At 71.9% G+C, this 16,364-nt stretch carries 14 protein-coding genes; 10 read left to right on the top strand and 4 right to left on the bottom strand.

All coding sequences use genetic code 11. From position 1 onward, the window contains the following. The first annotated feature begins 109 nt into the window (after positions 1–109). The 3 genes from SAVERM_RS38480 to SAVERM_RS38470 are packed head-to-tail and all read left to right on the top strand — an operon-like array spanning position 110 to position 5,968. Complete coding sequence (locus tag SAVERM_RS38480; RefSeq protein ID WP_010988889.1) at positions 110–916, top strand: HlyD family efflux transporter periplasmic adaptor subunit; 807 nt, start codon at positions 110–112, stop codon at positions 914–916. Next, on the top strand, positions 913–3,150 hold the full coding sequence (locus tag SAVERM_RS38475) for an NHLP family bacteriocin export ABC transporter peptidase/permease/ATPase subunit (RefSeq protein WP_037650870.1): 2,238 nt from the start codon (positions 913–915) through the stop codon (positions 3,148–3,150). The genes SAVERM_RS38480 and SAVERM_RS38475 overlap by 4 nt, the downstream gene beginning before the upstream one ends. Before the next feature lies 1 nt (position 3,151). Next, entirely contained in the window at positions 3,152–5,968 is a 2,817-nt protein-coding gene (locus SAVERM_RS38470) for an NHLP bacteriocin export ABC transporter permease/ATPase subunit (RefSeq protein ID WP_010988887.1), read from the top strand. A gap of 4 nt (positions 5,969–5,972) precedes the next feature. On the opposite strand, the gene SAVERM_RS38465 is transcribed toward SAVERM_RS38470, so the two are convergent. Next, entirely contained in the window at positions 5,973–6,500 is a 528-nt protein-coding gene (locus SAVERM_RS38465; protein WP_037650872.1) for an SRPBCC family protein, read from the bottom strand. Positions 6,501–6,645: 145 nt separating this feature from the next. On the opposite strand from SAVERM_RS38465, the gene SAVERM_RS38460 reads away from it, so the two are divergent. Next, on the top strand, positions 6,646–8,148 hold the full coding sequence (locus SAVERM_RS38460; protein WP_010988885.1) for an MFS transporter: 1,503 nt from the start codon (positions 6,646–6,648) through the stop codon (positions 8,146–8,148). Positions 8,149–8,155: 7 nt separating this feature from the next. On the opposite strand, the gene SAVERM_RS38455 is transcribed toward SAVERM_RS38460, so the two are convergent. Then, positions 8,156–9,733, bottom strand: coding sequence for a bifunctional phosphatase PAP2/diacylglycerol kinase family protein (locus SAVERM_RS38455; RefSeq protein ID WP_010988884.1), 1,578 nt, complete (start codon positions 9,731–9,733; stop codon positions 8,156–8,158). A 106-nt stretch (positions 9,734–9,839) separates the two neighbouring features. Further along, positions 9,840–10,370 carry a GNAT family N-acetyltransferase gene (locus tag SAVERM_RS38450; RefSeq protein ID WP_037650944.1) on the bottom strand — a complete coding sequence of 177 codons (531 nt, stop codon included), beginning with the start codon at positions 10,368–10,370 and terminating at the stop codon, positions 9,840–9,842. A 261-nt stretch (positions 10,371–10,631) separates the two neighbouring features. Between SAVERM_RS38450 and SAVERM_RS38445 the strand changes: the two genes are divergently transcribed. Further along, a complete protein-coding gene (locus SAVERM_RS38445) occupies positions 10,632–10,820 on the top strand; it encodes a hypothetical protein (RefSeq protein WP_037650946.1) in 189 nt (62 codons plus the stop codon). A 135-nt stretch (positions 10,821–10,955) separates the two neighbouring features. On the opposite strand, the gene SAVERM_RS38440 is transcribed toward SAVERM_RS38445, so the two are convergent. After that, positions 10,956–11,390 (bottom strand): protease inhibitor, encoded by a 435-nt coding sequence (locus tag SAVERM_RS38440; RefSeq protein WP_010988881.1) that lies wholly within the window; start codon positions 11,388–11,390, stop codon positions 10,956–10,958. Positions 11,391–11,737: 347 nt separating this feature from the next. Between SAVERM_RS38440 and SAVERM_RS38435 the strand changes: the two genes are divergently transcribed. The 5 genes from SAVERM_RS38435 to SAVERM_RS38415 all read left to right on the top strand — a co-directional run bounded on the left by SAVERM_RS38435 (position 11,738) and on the right by SAVERM_RS38415 (position 16,301). Continuing rightward, positions 11,738–12,298, top strand: a complete 561-nt coding sequence (locus SAVERM_RS38435) for a hypothetical protein (protein ID WP_037650874.1) — start codon at positions 11,738–11,740, stop codon at positions 12,296–12,298. Positions 12,299–12,448: 150 nt separating this feature from the next. After that, positions 12,449–13,276, top strand: a complete 828-nt coding sequence (locus SAVERM_RS38430) for an LLM class F420-dependent oxidoreductase (protein WP_010988879.1) — start codon at positions 12,449–12,451, stop codon at positions 13,274–13,276. A gap of 109 nt (positions 13,277–13,385) precedes the next feature. Then, a complete protein-coding gene (locus SAVERM_RS38425; protein ID WP_010988878.1) occupies positions 13,386–13,847 on the top strand; it encodes a TIGR03668 family PPOX class F420-dependent oxidoreductase in 462 nt (153 codons plus the stop codon). Positions 13,848–14,157: 310 nt separating this feature from the next. Next, entirely contained in the window at positions 14,158–15,327 is a 1,170-nt protein-coding gene (locus tag SAVERM_RS38420) for a lactate 2-monooxygenase (protein ID WP_010988877.1), read from the top strand. Continuing rightward, positions 15,324–16,301, top strand: coding sequence for a 2-hydroxyacid dehydrogenase (locus SAVERM_RS38415; RefSeq protein ID WP_010988876.1), 978 nt, complete (start codon positions 15,324–15,326; stop codon positions 16,299–16,301). Before SAVERM_RS38420 ends, SAVERM_RS38415 begins: the two co-directional genes overlap by 4 nt. Positions 16,302–16,364: the final 63 nt, after the last annotated feature.

Genomic DNA, 16,364 nt, shown 5'->3' with positions numbered 1-16,364 from the left:
ATCCAGCGATTTCTGATCCACCGTATGCTCTGTATTTCCTTGGGAACCGCCTTGGCGGTTCCGGGACTCACGGATGCCGTAAATCTCTCCGACAGGTGAGGGAAGTTCCGTGCAGTTCCGCCAACAGGCCCTCGCCAAGCTGCAGTCGCCCGAAGAGCTCGACCTCCCGGTGCGCTTCGCACGCCCCCAGGGCTGGCTCGTCCTGTCCGTGACGGTCGTCGTCATGGCGGCCGCCTCCGTGTGGGCCGTGACGGGCTCCGTCGCCTCCACGGTCGGCGCACCCGCCGTCCTCACGCACGGCGAGGGCAGTTACGTCCTGCAAAGCCCCGTCGCGGGGCAGGTGACCGCGGTCCTCGCCAAGGAGGGCGAGCGGCTGCCGGCGAACTCGCCCGTCCTCAAGGTCCGTACGGACGACGGCGACACTCTGGTGCGCACCGTCGCCGCGGGCCGGATCACCGCGCTCGCCGCCACGATCGGCGCGATCATCCAGACCGGCGCGAACGTCGCCGCCGTGGAGAAGGTCGCCCACGCCTCGGACCCGCTGTACGCGACGGTGTACGTCCCGGCCGAGAACGCCTCCTCGATTCCGGCGAACGCGGCGGTGGACCTGACCGTCCAGTCGGTGCCGACCCAGCAGTACGGGGTGCTGCACGGCCATGTGAAGTCCGTCGACCGGACCGTCCAGACCCGGCAGCAGATCGCCGCGTTCCTCGGCGACAGCCAGCTGGGCGAGCAGTTCACCAAGAAGGGCCGGCCGGTGGCCGTCCTGGTCCGGCTCGACCGGTCGTCCGGCACGAAGAGCGGCTACCAGTGGTCCTCAGCGGACGGGCCGCCGTACACCCTCGCTTCCATGACCCTGGCCACGGGTTCGATCCGGCTGGCCGATCAGCGTCCCGTCGATTGGCTGCTCCCGTGACCGCTCCCCAGGACACCCTGCCGCCGTCGGCGCGCGGCAGACGGCGGGCCGCCCCGCCGAAGCGCACGGTCCCCAAGAGCCGGCAGAAGACCGTACGCACCCCCACCGTCCTCCAGATGGAGGCCGTCGAGTGCGGCGCCGCCTCCCTCGCCATGGTGCTCGGCCACTACGGCCGGCACATCCCCCTCGAGGAACTGCGCATCGCCTGCGGTGTCTCCCGGGACGGCTCGCGGGCCAGCAACCTCCTCAAGGCGGCCCGTAGTTACGGCCTGACGGCCAAGGGCATGCAGATGGACACGGCCGCGCTCGCCGAGGTGAAGGCGCCCGCGATCCTGTTCTGGGAGTTCAACCACTACGTCGTGTACGACGGCATGGGGCGCCGCTTCGGCCGGCGGGGCGTGCACATCAACGACCCCGGCAAGGGCCGCCGGTTCGTGCCCATGGAGGACTTCGACACCAGCTTCACCGGCGTCGTCCTGGTCATGGAGCCGGGCCCCGACTTCGAGAAGGGCGGCCGCAGGCCGGGTGTCCTGGGCGCCATGCCGGCCCGGCTGCGCGGCACCTCGGGCACCATGCCCGCCGCCGTCCTCGCGAGCCTGCTGCTGGTGGCGGTGGGCGCGGCGATGCCCGCGCTGAGCCGTACCTACATCGACATGTTCCTGATCGGCGGCCAGACCTCGCTGCTCGGCGTGCTGTTCGCGTCGATGGGCACCTGTGTGGCGCTGACGATCGCGCTGACCTGGCTGCAACAGGCGAACCTGCTGCACGGCCGCGTCATCTCCTCCACGCTCTCCAGTGCCCGCTTCCTGCGGCACCTGCTGCGGCTTCCGGTCACCTTCTTCTCCCAGCGCAGCCCGGCCGACCTGGTCCAGCGGCTCCAGTCGAACGACGCGGTCGCCGAGACCCTGGCCCGTGACCTCGCGGCGGCCGGCGTCGACGCGATCGTCGTCGTGCTCTACGCGGTCCTCCTCTACACCTACGACCCGCAGCTGACGGCCGTCGGCATCGGCGTCGCACTGCTCAACGTCGTGGCCATGCGGGTCGTCATACGGCTGCGGGCGACGCGTACCGCGAAGCTGCGCGCCGACAGCGCCCGGCTGACCAACACGGCCTACACCGGTCTCCAGCTGATCGAGACGATGAAGGCGACCGGCGGCGAGGACGGCTACTTCCGCAAGTGGGCCGGGCAGCACGCCACCACGCTGGAGGAGCAGCAGCGCCTCGGGGTGCCGAGCGCCTGGCTGGGCGTGGTCGCGCCGACGCTCGCGACGCTCAACAGCGCGCTGATTCTCTGGATCGGCGGCCTGCGCGCGGTGGAGGGCGGCATCTCGGTCGGTCTCCTTGTCGCGTTCCAGGCCCTCGTCACCCGCTTCACCGCGCCGATCACCCGCCTCAACGGTGTCGCGGGCCGCATCCAGGACTTCGCGGCCGACGTGGCACGTCTCAAGGACGTCGAGAACTTCCAGGCCGACCCGCTCTACGCCCGCCCCGGCGGTGGCGAGTCGACCCGGCGGCTGCAGGGCCATGTCGAACTGGAGAACATCACGTTCGGCTACAGCCCGCTCGACCAGCCGCTGCTGAGCGGGTTCAGCCTGACGGTCGGCCCCGGACAGCAGGTGGCGCTGGTGGGCGGTTCCGGAAGCGGCAAGTCCACGGTCTCCCGGCTGATATCGGGTCTCTACGCCCCCTGGGAGGGCGTGATCCGCATCGACGGGCAGCGGCTGGCGGACATCCCGCGCGGGGCGCTCGCGGCTTCGGTCTCCTTCGTGGACCAGGACGTGTTCCTCTTCGAGGGGACGGTCCGCGACAACGTGGCGCTGTGGGACCCGTCGATCCCGGACGACGCGGTGGTCGCGGCGCTTCAGGACGCGGACCTGTACGACGTCGTCACGCGCCGCCCGGGCGGCATCCACAGCCGGGTCGAGCAGGACGGGCGCAACTTCTCCGGCGGTCAGCGCCAGCGCCTGGAGATCGCGCGGGCGCTGGTGCGCAACCCCAGCATCCTGGTCCTCGACGAGGTGACGAGCGCGCTGGACGCGGAGACCGAGCAGACGGTCATCGACAATCTGCGCAAGCGCGGCTGTGCCTGTGTGGTGATCGCGCACCGGCTCAGCACCGTGCGCGACAGCGACGAGATCGTGGTGCTCCAGCACGGCACGATCGTGGAACGGGGGCGGCACGACGCCCTGGTGACGGCCGGCGGCGCGTATGCCCAGCTGGTCAGGGAGCGGTGAGATGACGGCGGTTCACGAGGGCGACCTCGTCCTCGGTGCCCTGGGTTCGATGGGCACCCCGTACGACTGCTCGGGGCTCGGCCGCCTCGATCTGGAAGGGCCGCAGGTGCTGTGGCTGGTGGCGGCCGGCGCCATGGACCTGTTCGCGGTGGACGCCGTCCAGCAGGGCCAGTGGCACCACCTCGGCCGTCTCGAAGCGGGCTCGCTGCTGCTCGGCCCGGTCGCGGGACCGCAGCACACCCTGGTCGCCAGGCCGCTGCGGGAGTGCGTGATGCGCCGGATCTCGCTGCGCGAGCTGTACGAGTCCGGGGGCACCCAGACCTGGTCGTACGACGAGTACGGCAACGCCCAGTACGTTCCGCCGACCACGAGTCCGCTGGAGTACGCCCTCGCCCTGGGCGTCGGCCGCGGCCTCTCCATCCTCTTCCAGGCGCCGATGGCCACCGAGCGGGCCGCCGCGCCGACCGACGACGACGTCTTCTGGATGCAGGTCCCGCCGGGTAGCGTGCAGTACGGCTCGCTGTACGGCGAGGAGGCGGCGGCCGACCTGCTGATGGATCCCGGCGTCTGGCAGGGCATGGTCGACCAGCAGTACCGGCTGCTCGCCACCCTCGACCGGTGGATCGAGCAGTTGGAGCGCAGCCACGAGCACCGTACGGCGGCGGGTATCAAGGCGGGCGAGGCCGTGCGCGTCCAGGCCGACCGCACGCTGCTGGCGTCCATCGGGAAGTCGTCGGCGAAGCGCACCACCGCGGCCGACGCCGATGCCACGTACGCGGCCTGCAAGCTGGTCGCCGGCGCGGCCGGGATCGCGCTCGCCGAGCCCGCGCAGAGCGGCACCGAGAGCGACCGGCTCGACCCGGTGGAGCGCGTCGCGATCGCCTCGCGTGTCCGCACCCGGGCCGTACGGCTCGACGGCCGCTGGTGGCGCGACAACACGGGCCCGCTGGTGGGCCACCGGGCCCTGTCCGGCGCGCCGGTCGCGCTGCTGTGGCGGCGCGGCGGATACGTCGCCGTGCAGCCCTCGTCCGGCCGCGAGACGCCGATCGAGAAGGCCAACGCGGAGGAGTTCGAGCCGCGTGCCGTCATGTTCTACCGCCCGCTGCCCGAGCGGGGTCTGGGTCCGCTGCGGCTGATGCGGTTCAGCATGCGGGGCACCGGCGGCGATCTGCGCAATCTCCTGGCCAGTGGTCTGGTGACGGTGGCGGTCGGCGCCCTCGTGCCGATCGCCACCGGCAAGGTGCTCGGCGAGTACGTGCCGAAGGCCCAGCACGGTCTGATCGTCCAGGTCTGTCTGGCCATCATGATCACGAGCGTCGTGTCGGCGGCGTTCATGCTGCTCCAGAACCTCACCCTCCTGCGGATGGAGGGGCGGATCGAGGCGACGCTCCAGCCGGCCGTCTGGGACCGGCTGCTCAGGCTCCCGACGAAGTTCTTCACCTCCCGCTCCACCGGCGAGCTGGCCAGCGCGGCGATGGGTATCAGCTCGATACGCCGGCTGCTGGCGGGCGTCGGCCCCACGGTCGCCCAGTCGGTCACCGTCGGCGCGATGAACCTGGGACTGTTGTTCTGGTACAGCGCGCCGATGGCGCTGGCGGCGATCGGGATGCTGGTCGTCATCGCCGGTGTGTTCCTGGGGCTCGGCCTGTGGCAGGTGCGCTGGCAGCGCCGTCTCGTCGTGCTCAGCAACAAGCTGAACAACCAGGCGTTCCAGACTCTGCGCGGTCTGCCCAAGCTGCGGGTCGCGGCGGCCGAGAACTACGCGTACGCCGCCTGGGCGGGCGAGTTCGCGCGCAGCCGTGAGCTCCAGCAGAAGGTCGGCCGCATCAAGAACCTCACCACGGTGCTGGGCGCGGTGTATCTGCCGCTCTGCTCGCTGCTGATGTTCATGCTGCTCGCGGGCCCGGCGCGGGGGGCGATGTCGGCGGCCGCGTTCCTCACCTTCAACACCTCGGTGACCATGCTGCTGACGTCGGTCACCCAGCTGACCGGCGCCTTCGTCTCGGCGGTGGCCGCGCTGCCGATGTTCGAGGAGATCAAGCCGGTGCTCGACGCGACTCCGGAGGTGCGCACGGCGAGCACCCGCCCCGGCGTCCTGTCCGGCGGCATCGAGGCGCGGCGCCTCTCCTTCCGGTACGCGGACGACGGTCCGCTCGTCCTCGACGACGTGTCCTTCGAGATCAAGCCGGGCGAGTTCGTGGCGATCGTCGGCCCGAGCGGCTGCGGCAAGTCCACGCTGCTGCGGCTGCTGATCGGCTTCGACAAGCCGGTCTCGGGAAGTGTCCTGTACGACGGCCAGGACCTGGGCGCCCTCGACCAGTCGGCCGTACGCCGGCAGTGCGGTGTCGTACTGCAGCACGCCCAGCCCTTCACCGGGTCGATCCTGGACTGCATCTGCGGCACCGAGCCGTACACGCCCGAGGAGGCGATGGCGGCGGCCGAGATGGCGGGGCTCGCCGAGGACATCAAGCGGATGCCGATGGGGCTGCACACCATCGTCCAGGGCAGCGGGGCGATCTCCGGCGGCCAGCGGCAGCGGCTGATGATCGCCCAGGCGCTGATCCGCCGACCGCGCATCCTCTTCTTCGACGAGGCCACCAGCGCCCTCGACAACGAGACGCAGCGCACGGTCATCGAGAGCACGAAGGCCCTCAACGCCACCCGTGTCGTGATCGCCCACCGGCTGTCCACGGTGATGGACGCGGACCGCGTGATCGTGATGGAGGACGGCCGGGTCGCCCAGCAGGGGCCGCCCGCGCAGCTGCTCGCGGACACGGGCGGGCGGCTGCACGAGCTGGTGCGGCGGCAGCTGGCGTGACCGGTCAGTCCAGGCCCGGGACCGGAGCACCGGAGGGGAACCCCGCCTCGACGTAGCCGCGGTAGATCTCCTTCCAGGGCGCCGTGGCACCCGCGTGCGGGCCTTCGAGCCGCTCGCCCCGCGCCCTCGCGTCCAGGGCGGCGAGGCAGACCTCCCATCCGGCGGCGTTGCGGGCGGCGGCCTTCGCGTCCGCCAGGACGTTGGTGAGCGTGCAGCGGGTGCGCTTGCCGTCCAGGGGTTCGAGGTCGAAGTGGAGTTCGTCGCCGCCCCACTCGAAGGACAGGTGCCCGGGCACGTCGACGGCGATGACCCGGCCCGTGGAGTTCTCCATGTTCGGGTCGCCGCTGAACGTGATCGTGCCGCCGGGGCGCAGCTCGATCTCGGCGCGGGAGGGGAACCACCGGGCCAGCTCGTCGGGGTCGGTCACGAACTGCCAGACGCGGTCGGCGGGATGGTCGTAGACACGGCTGAAACGGACGGCGGGGCGGCCGTCGGGGAGGGTGAGGTGGGTACCGGTGAGTTCGGTTGACATGGTGCCTCGGTCCTTGGGCGGGGGGGCGTCGCGGCTCACTCCCAGCGAAACGTTGCCGTTTCGCTGGGAGTGGTCTAGCCTCGATGTGTACGAAACGGTTTCGTTTACGTTTCTCTTCGAACGGCTTCCCTGGAGTGGTTCCCCCATGTCCCAGAAGACTCTGACCGAAAGCACCCGGACGGGTGCCGCGCAGGCGCCGCCCGCGGCCTCGTCCCGGCGGTGGTGGATCCTCGCGGTCGTCGCCATAGCCCAGTTGATGGTCGTCCTCGACGCCACCATCGTGAACATCGCTCTGCCGTCGGCGCAGGCGGACCTCGGGTTCTCCGACGGCAACCGGCAGTGGGTCGTCACCGCGTACGCGCTGGCGTTCGCCTCGCTGCTCCTGCTCGGCGGCCGCATCGCCGACCTCTTCGGCCGCAAGCCCGCCTTCCTGGCCGGCGTCACCGGATTCGCGCTGGCCTCCGCGCTCGGCGGCGCCGCGACGAGCTTCGAGATGCTGGTCACCGCACGTGCCCTGCAAGGGGTCTTCGGCGCGCTCCTCGCGCCCGCCGCGCTCTCGCTCCTGAACACGACGTTCACCGACGCGCGGGAGCGGGCCAAGGCGTTCAGCGTGTACGGCGCCATCGCCGGCGCCGGTGGCGCGGTGGGCCTGTTGCTCGGCGGCATCCTGACCGACGCGTTCGACTGGCGCTGGACGCTGTACGTCAACGTGGCCATCGCCGTGGTCGCCTTCGCCGGCGGCTGGTTGTCGCTGAGCAACCACCGCGACGCCACGAACTCCAAGCTGGACGTGCCGGGTACGGTGCTGGTCGCCGGAGGTCTCTTCGCCCTGGTCTACGGCTTCTCCAACGCCGAGACGCACGACTGGGGTTCGCCGCGGACCTGGGGCTTCCTGATCGCCGGCGGTGTGCTGCTGACGGCCTTCGCCTGGTGGCAGACGCGTGCCGCACACCCGCTGCTGCCGCTGCGCATCCTGCTCGACCGCAGCCGCGGTGCCTCGTACCTCGCCGTGCTCATCACCGGCGCGGGCATGTTCGGTGTATTCCTCTTCCTCACCTACTACCTTCAGCTGAACCTGGGCTTCAGCCCCACCAGGACCGGTGTGGCGTTCCTGCCGATGGTCGGGGCGCTGATGGTGACGGCGCAGCTCGGCACCACGGTGCTGCTGCCGCGGATCGGGCCGAAGGCCGTCATCCCGCTGGGCTTCGCGATCGCCACGGTCGGCATGGCCTGGCTGACCGGCATCGGAACCGGTTCGCACTACGCGACCGCGGTGCTGCCGCAGCTGATCGTGATCGGCGTGGGCCTCGGCATGGTGATGCCGCCGGCCATGCAGCTCGCCACCGGCGGGGTGGGGCCCGAGGACGCGGGTGTCGCCTCCGCGACGGTCAACGCCATGCAGCAGGTGGGCGGTTCGATCGGTACGGCGCTGCTGAACACGCTGGCCGCGAGCGCCGCGACCGGCTATCTGTCCGGCAAGGACGCGACCAGCAAGCTGGTCCGGGCACAGGCGACGATCGAGAGCTACACCACCGCGTTCTGGTGGTCGGCGGTCTTCTTCGTCGCGGGCGCGGTGATCGCGTTCCTGCTCTATCGCCCCGGGAAGCCTGAGCAGGCCGCGGACGCCGCACCGGTCGTCCACATGTGAGCGCCGACTAGACCGAGGGGCCGCCGTCCGCAGGGAGACGGCGGCCCCTCTTCCGCTTTCGGTGGTGGGCCATCGCGGTGGCGAGGCGGGCCCGCCGGGCCGGTTCGGCGCACGGCACGGCCGGCCGGTACACGGCGAGTCCGCGACCACGCTTCTCCAGCGTCAACTGATCCGGCGCGCAGGTGACTTCACCGTCGTAGGCGAGGTTCCGCGTGCCGCCGAGGCCCTCCAGCCGGACCCGGGACACAGGGGCGGCGCTGTAGACCCGGGAACGGCCGAGCGTGCCGGCGAGCGCGGCGGCGATCACGCGCGTACGGGCGTAGCGGCGGTCGCCGTCGATCAGGCGCAGGTCGAGCAGTCCGTCGTCCAGGCGCGGCCGGAAGGCGGGGGCGAAGCCGTCGGGGACGTGGTGGCCGTTGCCGGCGAAGAGCAGCCACAGGCGTCGGGGGCGGCCGTCGATACGCAGTTCCACGGGGGTCGCGGTGCGCAGGACCCGGGCGAGGGCGACGGCCTCGGCGGACCACTTGCCCCATCGCCCCTCCAGTCGCTCGCGGAGCCGGAGGAGTTCGGGATACGGCCCGATGCTGAAGGCGTTGAGGAAGAGCACGTCGTGCCCCTCCTTCGGTGCCGCCACTCCCAAGTCCACCGCGACGGCCTCGCCCCGGGCGACCGCGACGGCGGTGTCGTCGAAGTCCGGGACGCCCACGTCCAGGGCGAAGTGGTTGAGGGTGCCGCCGGGGAACACGGCGAGCGCGAGCCCGTGGCGGGCCGCGGCGCGCGCCGCCGCGTCGACGCTGCCGTCGCCCCCGCACACGCCCAGCGCGCCGCCGCGCCGCGCGGCCCGGCCGGCCGCCCCGGCGAGCAGCGCGGCGAAGTCGTCGTCCGGGCCGAACTCGACGAGTTCGGCCCGGGGCAGCAGGACGCGCAGGCGCTCGACGGCCGGCAGGACCGCGCCGGGCAGTCCGGTTCCGGCCCGCCCGTCGACGAGGACGACCAGGTCCTCGCCGCCCGGCAGCGCGGGTGCGTGGGTGGTGGGACGCACCCGTTCCGGGACCCCTTGGCGCGGCGGCCACCAGCGGCAGGTGAGCGCGGCGGCGCCGGCGCCGATCGCCATACCGGCCAGGACGTCCCCGGGGTAGTGCACGCCGACATAGACCCGAGAGAAGGCGACCGCCGCGGCCAGCGGCGCGACCAGTGCGCCGTAGCCGGTGGACTCGAGGGCGACGCCGGTCGCGAACGCCGCCGCCGAGGCGGAGTGTCCCGACGGGAAGGAGGTGGTGTGCGGCTGCCGGGTGAGGTGGCGGATCTGCGGTACGAGGTCGAGCAGCGGCCGGGGGCGCCTGGTGGCCCACTTGGCGACGGTGTTGACGGTGAGCGAGGCCAGCGCGAGGGAGCCGACACCGCGCACGGCGGCGCGTCTGGCGGTGCGCCCGTCGGCCGTCGCGAGCACGGCGGCCGCGGCGAACCACAGCCGCCCGTGGTCGGCGGCGCGGCTGAGCCGGATGAGCGCCGGATCGGCGCCGGAAAGCCGCGCGGCGGCCACCCGGGTGAACAGCCGCTGGTCCAGCTCGCCGAGAAAGCGCATGCTCCACGGCTACCGGAGCGGACCCGCACCGGCATTCCGGACGACTCCAACCGGTGACGCGACTGCTCCGGGCGGCGCAGTGCGACCACCGGGGGCAGGGCGCGCCTCAGGCGAAGGGGACTTCGAAGTGGACGACACCGGAACCGCCTGGCTCCTCGCGCTCGTCCCACACGGCCTTTCCGAGCGAGCGCCAGAAGGCCTCGGCGCCCGGGATCCCCGGATCCGTGTGCAGATAGACGGAGCGGTAGCCGCCGTCCGCGGCCGCGAAGGCGAGGAGCTCGCCGACCAGGCGGCGGGCCAGGCCGCGTCTGCGGTGCCCCGGGCGGACGTACACGCGCCGCAGCTGCGCTGTCTCCCCCGACGGGTAACGCCGGGCCAGCGGGCGGGGGTTGGGCGGATGGGCCGGGCCGCGGGAGTCGAGGGCGGCCGTAGCGGCGACCTCGCCGTCGGAGCCATCGAGCGCGACCAGCAGAGTGTGGCGGGGCGAGGCCAGGTAGGCGCCCGCGAGATCGATGATGTCGCCGTGCCAGCGCGGAACGTAGCCGGTGCCGAAGTCGCGGTAGACGGTGTCGAGCATCACGGCTCGCGCACCGTCGAGGTCGCCGGGGGTCGCCGCCCTGATGCTGCATTCATGCACCTGCACATCATATGCATTAAGTGCGGGGGCTTCGGCTCCCGCAACTGCCATCACCTGTCAATACCTCAGCCGAGACAGGGCCGGTACCAGCCGAGGCCCAACAGGCCGCGCTCGTCGGACACCCCGGGCTCGGCGAAGTACTTCAGCGCACCGGAGGCGAACGTTTTCAGAAACCGGGCCAACACTTCTGACCGGACCGGGAGTTGAGGTGATGGCACGATGGCGGTCGGCACCCGACGATCCGGAAGCGGAGGCACGTACGTGAAGTTCGTTCTCGAAGTCGACCTGGAGAACGCGGCCTGGGGCGAGGAGACCGCCACGGAGCTGGGGCGGATCCTGCGCTACTGGGGCGGCAATCTCCACCACTACGAGATGAAGCCCGGCGACGGCTCCGCCGTATACGACTCCGGCTATCGCGAAGTGGGGCGCTGGTCCCTCACGTCCGACTGACGCAGGAGGCCGGCCGGACGGCCCCACTCCGTCCGGCCGGCCCCTATGCGAGATCACGTGGCGCACCGCGACGAGGCTCGCACTCCCCAGCTACGGGCCTCGGTCCACGTTCACGGGTCCGCGCGATCCCGGTCCTCAGAACGTGAAGACGGTCGTCCCGTAGGAGTTCTTCACGCACTCGTTGGCGAAGGTGCGCTCGTACGCGACGCGCTTGCCCTGCCACACGCCCTCGACCGTGACGACCACAGGGTCGTACTGCCGGGTACACATGGCATCGCTTCTGGCACTCAAGGCATCGAAGTCGCCGCCCGTCGCCCGCAGTTCGGCACAGGCGGAGACGGCGGCCGGATGGGTGCCCGAGGCGGTCGGGGCGCAGTTCAGCGTGACGGCGCGCTCAGGGGTGGCGGTGGCCGCGCTCTGGCCGTGGCCCGTGGTGAGCACCAGGGCCGAGGGGGCGTAGAGCCCGGAGGCGGCGGCGTTCGGGGTGGCGAGGGAAGCCCCGGCGAGGGGGCCGCAGACGGCGGTGGCGGTCAGGGTCAGGGTCACTGCCCAGCGTGCGGTGTTCGGCATTGTGTGCATCCTTCCGCTTGATTGGTGAACCGTTTCTGCTCCGCTCGCACATGAGGCGAAGTCAGGCCGGTCCGGTGCCGGTTCGGCGAGCGCGAGTCTGCCGAGTCCGGGCGGGAAACACACATCGACCCCACAGCTTTCGGTAACTTTGAGTATTGAATCAGTGGCGTGAAGTGACAGAGTTCGAACGCCCGATCCCCAGAACTGAGCGGTTGCCGCTCACCCGGGGTGACCCGCTGGCCGGATCTCCACGGTTCGGCAATAGGCCTGAAACATTCCGGTTCAGCTCATGGCAGACCCCGACCGGACCCCTTGCGTTTGCCTCACGATGGAGTAATGGTCATTACATGATTACTTCGGAGCAACGCGAGAAGCTGCGCGGCTGGTTCGCCGGCCGCCTGCCCGACGATCTGTTCGAGAGCCTGGTGGAGGTGGCGGTCGACCGGGAGGAGATCACCGTTGTCGGCCGCATTCCCGAGCCCCGGCTCACCGACGGCGCCTCGGCCGCCGAGAAGGAGGCCGCGGTCCAGTCCCGGGTCCAGGAGTTCCGCGAGCGCACCCGTGACGAGCGGGTCGCGGTGGCACGTGAGGCGGAGCACCGGTTCCGCAGGAAGGTCTCCTGGGGGGTGGAGTGCGGGGGCGAGCGCGCCCTGTTCACGCAGGTCGCCGCCCCCGTCATGACCCGGCTGCGGCAGCCCGAGCGCCAGGTCCTCGACACCCTCATCGCCGCGGGAGTCGCCCGCAGCCGCAGCGACGCCCTCGCCTGGTGCGTACGACTGGTCCAGCGCCACACGGACGACTGGCTCGCGGAGCTGCGCGACTCGCTGGAACATGTGCAGCGGGTACGGGCGCAGGGCCCGGACGCCGACCCCCAGGACAGCGCCGACAGCCCCGCCGCCGAGGAGTGATCCACGCGACGCCGGACGTCGCACCGACGCAGCGACGCACCCGGGGCACGGGTGAGGCCCACGTCCGTCCGGCGTACGTATGACTGCGCCCCTCGGGGGTACCGCACCACACTGTCAACAGGGGGCGAATTCGAGACGAGGTGGTCGCGGATGAAGTTCGGAGTGTCGACGTTCCTCACCGACGAGGGCATCGGTCCGGCGGCGCTGGGGCCGGCCCTGGAGGAGCGCGGGTTCGACGCGCTGCTCCTGGCCGAGCACTCGCACATCCCGGTGAAGCGGGAGACGCCGTACCCGGGCGGCGGCGAGCTGCCGCGCGTGTACTACCGCACGCTCGATCCGTTCGTGGCGCTCGGCGCGGTCGCCTCGGTGACCAGCGAGCTGCTTCTGGGCACGGGGATCGCGCTGGTGGTCCAGCGCGATCCGATCCACACGGCGAAGGAAGTGGCCAGCCTCGATCTGGTCTCCGGCGGCCGTGCCGTGTTCGGTGTCGGCGCCGGCTGGAACCGGGAGGAGATGCGCAACCACCGGACGGATCCGACCGAACGTGGCCGGCTGATGGACGAACGGATCCGCGCGATCATCGAACTGTGGACCAAGGACGAGGCCGAGTTCCACGGCGACTTCGTCGACTTCGCCCCCGTCTACTCCTGGCCCAAGCCCGTCCAGCGGCCGCACCCGCCGATCTGGGTCGGCGGCGGCAGCGAGCGCACCTTCGCCCGTGTCGCCGAGTACGGGGCGGCGTGGATGCCCAGCGGAGTACCGCCCAAGGAGCTGGGCGCGCAGATCGAGCGCATGCGCAAGACGGCCGGAGACCGGCCGGCCGTGGTGGTGTACGCGGCCCAGCACGACCGGGAGTCGCTCGACACCTACGCGGAACTCGGCGTCGAGCGCGTCCTGCTCTATCTGCCGACCCAGCCGGAGGACGAGACGCTGCGCACGCTGGACGAGCTGGCCGAGGCCGTGTCCGCCTACCGGTGACAGCGTCCGGCGGCCTGCGCCGGCTTCCGGCTGCCTGTACCGACTTCCGGCGGCCTACGCATCCGGCTGCCTGTACCGGCTTCCGGCGGCCGGAGATTCGGAGCGCACCGTGCCGGACATGGACGAGGACGAGGCGCGCCGCCGGTTCATGGCGGCGCGGGTGGCACGCCTGGCGACGGTGGACACCGAGGGACGCCCCCACCTGGTGCCGGTCGTGTTCGCTCGGCACGGCGCCGAGGTCGTCACCGCCGTCGACTGGAAGCCCAAGAGGTCGCCGCGCCTCAAGCGGCTGCGCAACATCGCCGCCCACCCGGCCGTCTGCCTGCTCGTGGACGCGTACGACGAGGACTGGGACCGGCTGTGGTGGGTGCGGGCGGACGGCCGCGCCCGCATCCTGCCGCCCGACGCGCCGGAGCCCCGCGTCCGGGAGGAGTACGCCGCGGTGCTCGCCGTGCTGCGGGAGAAGTACGCGCCGTACCGGCAGCGGCCGCCGGGCGGTCCGGTGATCGCGATCACCGTGCACCGGTGGCACGGCTGGCGCGCCGCGCCGGGGGCCGACCCGACCGGCTGAACGGTGCGCGAGACGCCCCGGCGACGGACGGATTTCGGCAGACCCCGTAAGGACGGCATTCGCCCACGCCGCACACCCCGGCGGCGACACCGGCCATCCTTCTCTCCGCGCCACATCGCTCAGAGGCGGAGCAGCCGCGGCTCGGCGACCGTCCGCTGCCGGCTGCGTTCTCCGAGGTCTGCGGACTCGCCTGTCACCGGGTGAGGGTTCCCACCGGGCGATGTGCGCACCACAGTGGACGGATCTTGTCGCAGTCGCCAGGATCGACGGCGTACAGCGCGGTCTCACGGACGAGAGGCGGGACGTACGGATGGCCAAGCACTGGGCCGACTTCCAGTACGAGATCTATCTGAACGGAATGACGGGTGCCGTACCGCGGCTGCCCACCGATCTGACTCGGCTGGAGGAACTCACCGAGCAGCGGCTCGGCCCCGGTCCGGTCGGCTATGTGGCGGGCGGCGCGGGCAATGGCAGCACCGCCCGCGCCAACCGGTCCGCGCTCGACCGGCGCCGGATCGTGCCCCGGATGCTGCGTGATGTGCACGAACGCGACCTGTCCGTCGAGGTGTTGGGGCGGACGCTGCCCGCGCCGCTGGCGCTCGCCCCGGTCGGCGTGCTGTCGATCATGCACCCGGACGCGGAGTCCGCCGCCGCGCGGGCCGCCGCCGCGCAGGGTGTCCCGTACATCCTGTCCTCGGCCTCCAGCACCCCCATGGAGCGGGTCGCGGAGGCGATGGGCGACGCGGAGCGCTGGTTCCAGCTGTACTGGGCGAAGGACCGCGAGGTCACCCGGAGCTTCCTGAACCGGGCGAAGGCGGCCGGGTACACCGCGCTGTTCGTCACCCTCGACACGCCGCTGCTGGCCTGGCGGCCGCGGGATCTCGACCAGGCGTATCTGCCGTTCCTGCACGGCGTGGGCACCGCCAACTACTTCACCGACCCGGCGTTCCGGGCGGGCCTGGCCAAGCCGGTGCACGAGGATCCGAACGCTGCCGTGATGCACTTCGTGAGCATGTTCGCGGACCCCGGCAAGACCTGGCCCGACCTCGAGTTCCTGCGGGAGAACTGGGACGGCCCGATCGTCCTCAAGGGCATCCTGCACCCGGACGACGCCCGGCGGGCCGCGAGCGCCGGGATGGACGGTGTGGTCGTCTCCAACCACGGCGGCCGCCAGGTCGCCGGTTCCGTGGCGGCGGCCGACGCGCTGCCGCGTGTGGTGGAGGCGGCGGGCGACCGGCTGACCGTCCTCTTCGACAGTGGGATCCGCACGGGCGACGACATCTTCAAGGCGCTCGCGCTCGGCGCGCGGGCGGTGCTCGTCGGACGACCGTACGCGTACGGGCTCGGACTCGACGGGCAGGCGGGCGTCGAGCACGTCGTGCGCTGTCTGCTCGCCGAGTTCGACCTCACCCTGGCGCTGTCCGGGCACGCCGGGCCGGGGACGCTCAGCCCCGACGACCTGATCGAGGAAACCGTATGACCGTCACCAAGAACGTCCTCGCCGTCGTCCCGCCCCATGTCGGCGGCCGCGGCGCGGGGGCCGCGCTCGCCTCGGTCTTCCCCGGCCAGGCCCGCGTCACCGTCGTCGAGGCGACCGACGAGGACCCCGCCGCACTGCGCGAGGCCCACGTCATCATCACGGGCCTCGGCCCGGTGACCGCCGAACACATCGCCGCGGCACCGGAGTTGCAGCTCATCCAGTGCGCGAGCCACGGCTTCGACTACGTCGATCTGGACGCCGCGCGCGCCAGGGGCCTGCCCGTGTGCAACATCGGCTCCAGCGGCGCGGAGCAGCAGAACGTGGCCGAGCAGACGTTCGCGCTGATGCTGGCCCTGGCCAAGCAGCTGGTCCCGGCGCACACCGCGCTCGTCGACGCCGACTGGGCGCTGCCGAGGCTCCAGCGGTCCATCACGGAGCTGTCCGGCAAGACCCTCGGCATCGTCGGGCTCGGGCACATCGGGGAGGAAGTCGCCCGGCGTGCCGTCGCGTTCGACATGCGCATCGTGTACGCGGGCCGGGAGCGCGTCGGCGCGGAGAGGGAGGCCCGGCTCGGCGGGGCGCGTCACGTCGGGCTCGACGAGCTGCTGCGCACCGCCGACTACGTCACCCTGCACGCGCCGCTCACCGAGGCGACCCGCCATCTCCTCGACGCCGACCGGCTCGCGCTGCTCAAGCCCACCGCGTTCGTGATCAACACCGCCCGGGGCGCCCTGATCGACCAGGACGCCCTCGCGGACGCACTGGAGAAGGGCGCGCTCGCCGGAGCGGGCATCGACGTCTTCGACCCCGAACCGCCCACGTCCGCCCTGCGGTTGCTCAGGGCGCCGAACGTGGTCCTGTCGCCGCATGTCGCCGGCGTCACCCGCGAGACGCTCGTCCGGATCGCACTGGCCGCCGTCCAGAACGCCGCCGACTTCGTGGCCGGCGAGACGCCGCGCGACCTCGTGTCCTAGGTCCTGTTGCCGCGCGGCAACGTCGCCTCGCCGTTGTGGGCCGGCGGCGCGTGGCTGTCGCCG

The organism is Streptomyces avermitilis MA-4680 = NBRC 14893 (assembly GCF_000009765.2).
GTDB classification, from domain to species: Bacteria; Actinomycetota; Actinomycetes; order Streptomycetales; family Streptomycetaceae; genus Streptomyces; species Streptomyces avermitilis.
This window is presented reverse-complemented; position numbering and strand designations above follow the sequence as displayed.

What these genes read in the sequence shown, in the direction of transcription:
- SAVERM_RS38455 (WP_010988884.1), bottom strand. Translation starts at nt 9,733, where the DNA reads ATGCGCTTTCTCGGCGAGCTGGACCAGCGGCTGTTCACCCGGGTGGCC.
- SAVERM_RS38435 (WP_037650874.1), top strand. Translation starts at nt 11,738, where the DNA reads ATGATTACTTCGGAGCAACGCGAGAAGCTGCGCGGCTGGTTCGCCGGC.
- SAVERM_RS38470 (WP_010988887.1), top strand. Translation starts at nt 3,152, where the DNA reads ATGACGGCGGTTCACGAGGGCGACCTCGTCCTCGGTGCCCTGGGTTCG.
- SAVERM_RS38440 (WP_010988881.1), bottom strand. Translation starts at nt 11,390, where the DNA reads ATGCCGAACACCGCACGCTGGGCAGTGACCCTGACCCTGACCGCCACC.
- SAVERM_RS38420 (WP_010988877.1), top strand. Translation starts at nt 14,158, where the DNA reads ATGGCCAAGCACTGGGCCGACTTCCAGTACGAGATCTATCTGAACGGA.
- SAVERM_RS38430 (WP_010988879.1), top strand. Translation starts at nt 12,449, where the DNA reads ATGAAGTTCGGAGTGTCGACGTTCCTCACCGACGAGGGCATCGGTCCG.
- SAVERM_RS38415 (WP_010988876.1), top strand. Translation starts at nt 15,324, where the DNA reads ATGACCGTCACCAAGAACGTCCTCGCCGTCGTCCCGCCCCATGTCGGC.
- SAVERM_RS38460 (WP_010988885.1), top strand. Translation starts at nt 6,646, where the DNA reads ATGTCCCAGAAGACTCTGACCGAAAGCACCCGGACGGGTGCCGCGCAG.
- SAVERM_RS38465 (WP_037650872.1), bottom strand. Translation starts at nt 6,500, where the DNA reads ATGTCAACCGAACTCACCGGTACCCACCTCACCCTCCCCGACGGCCGC.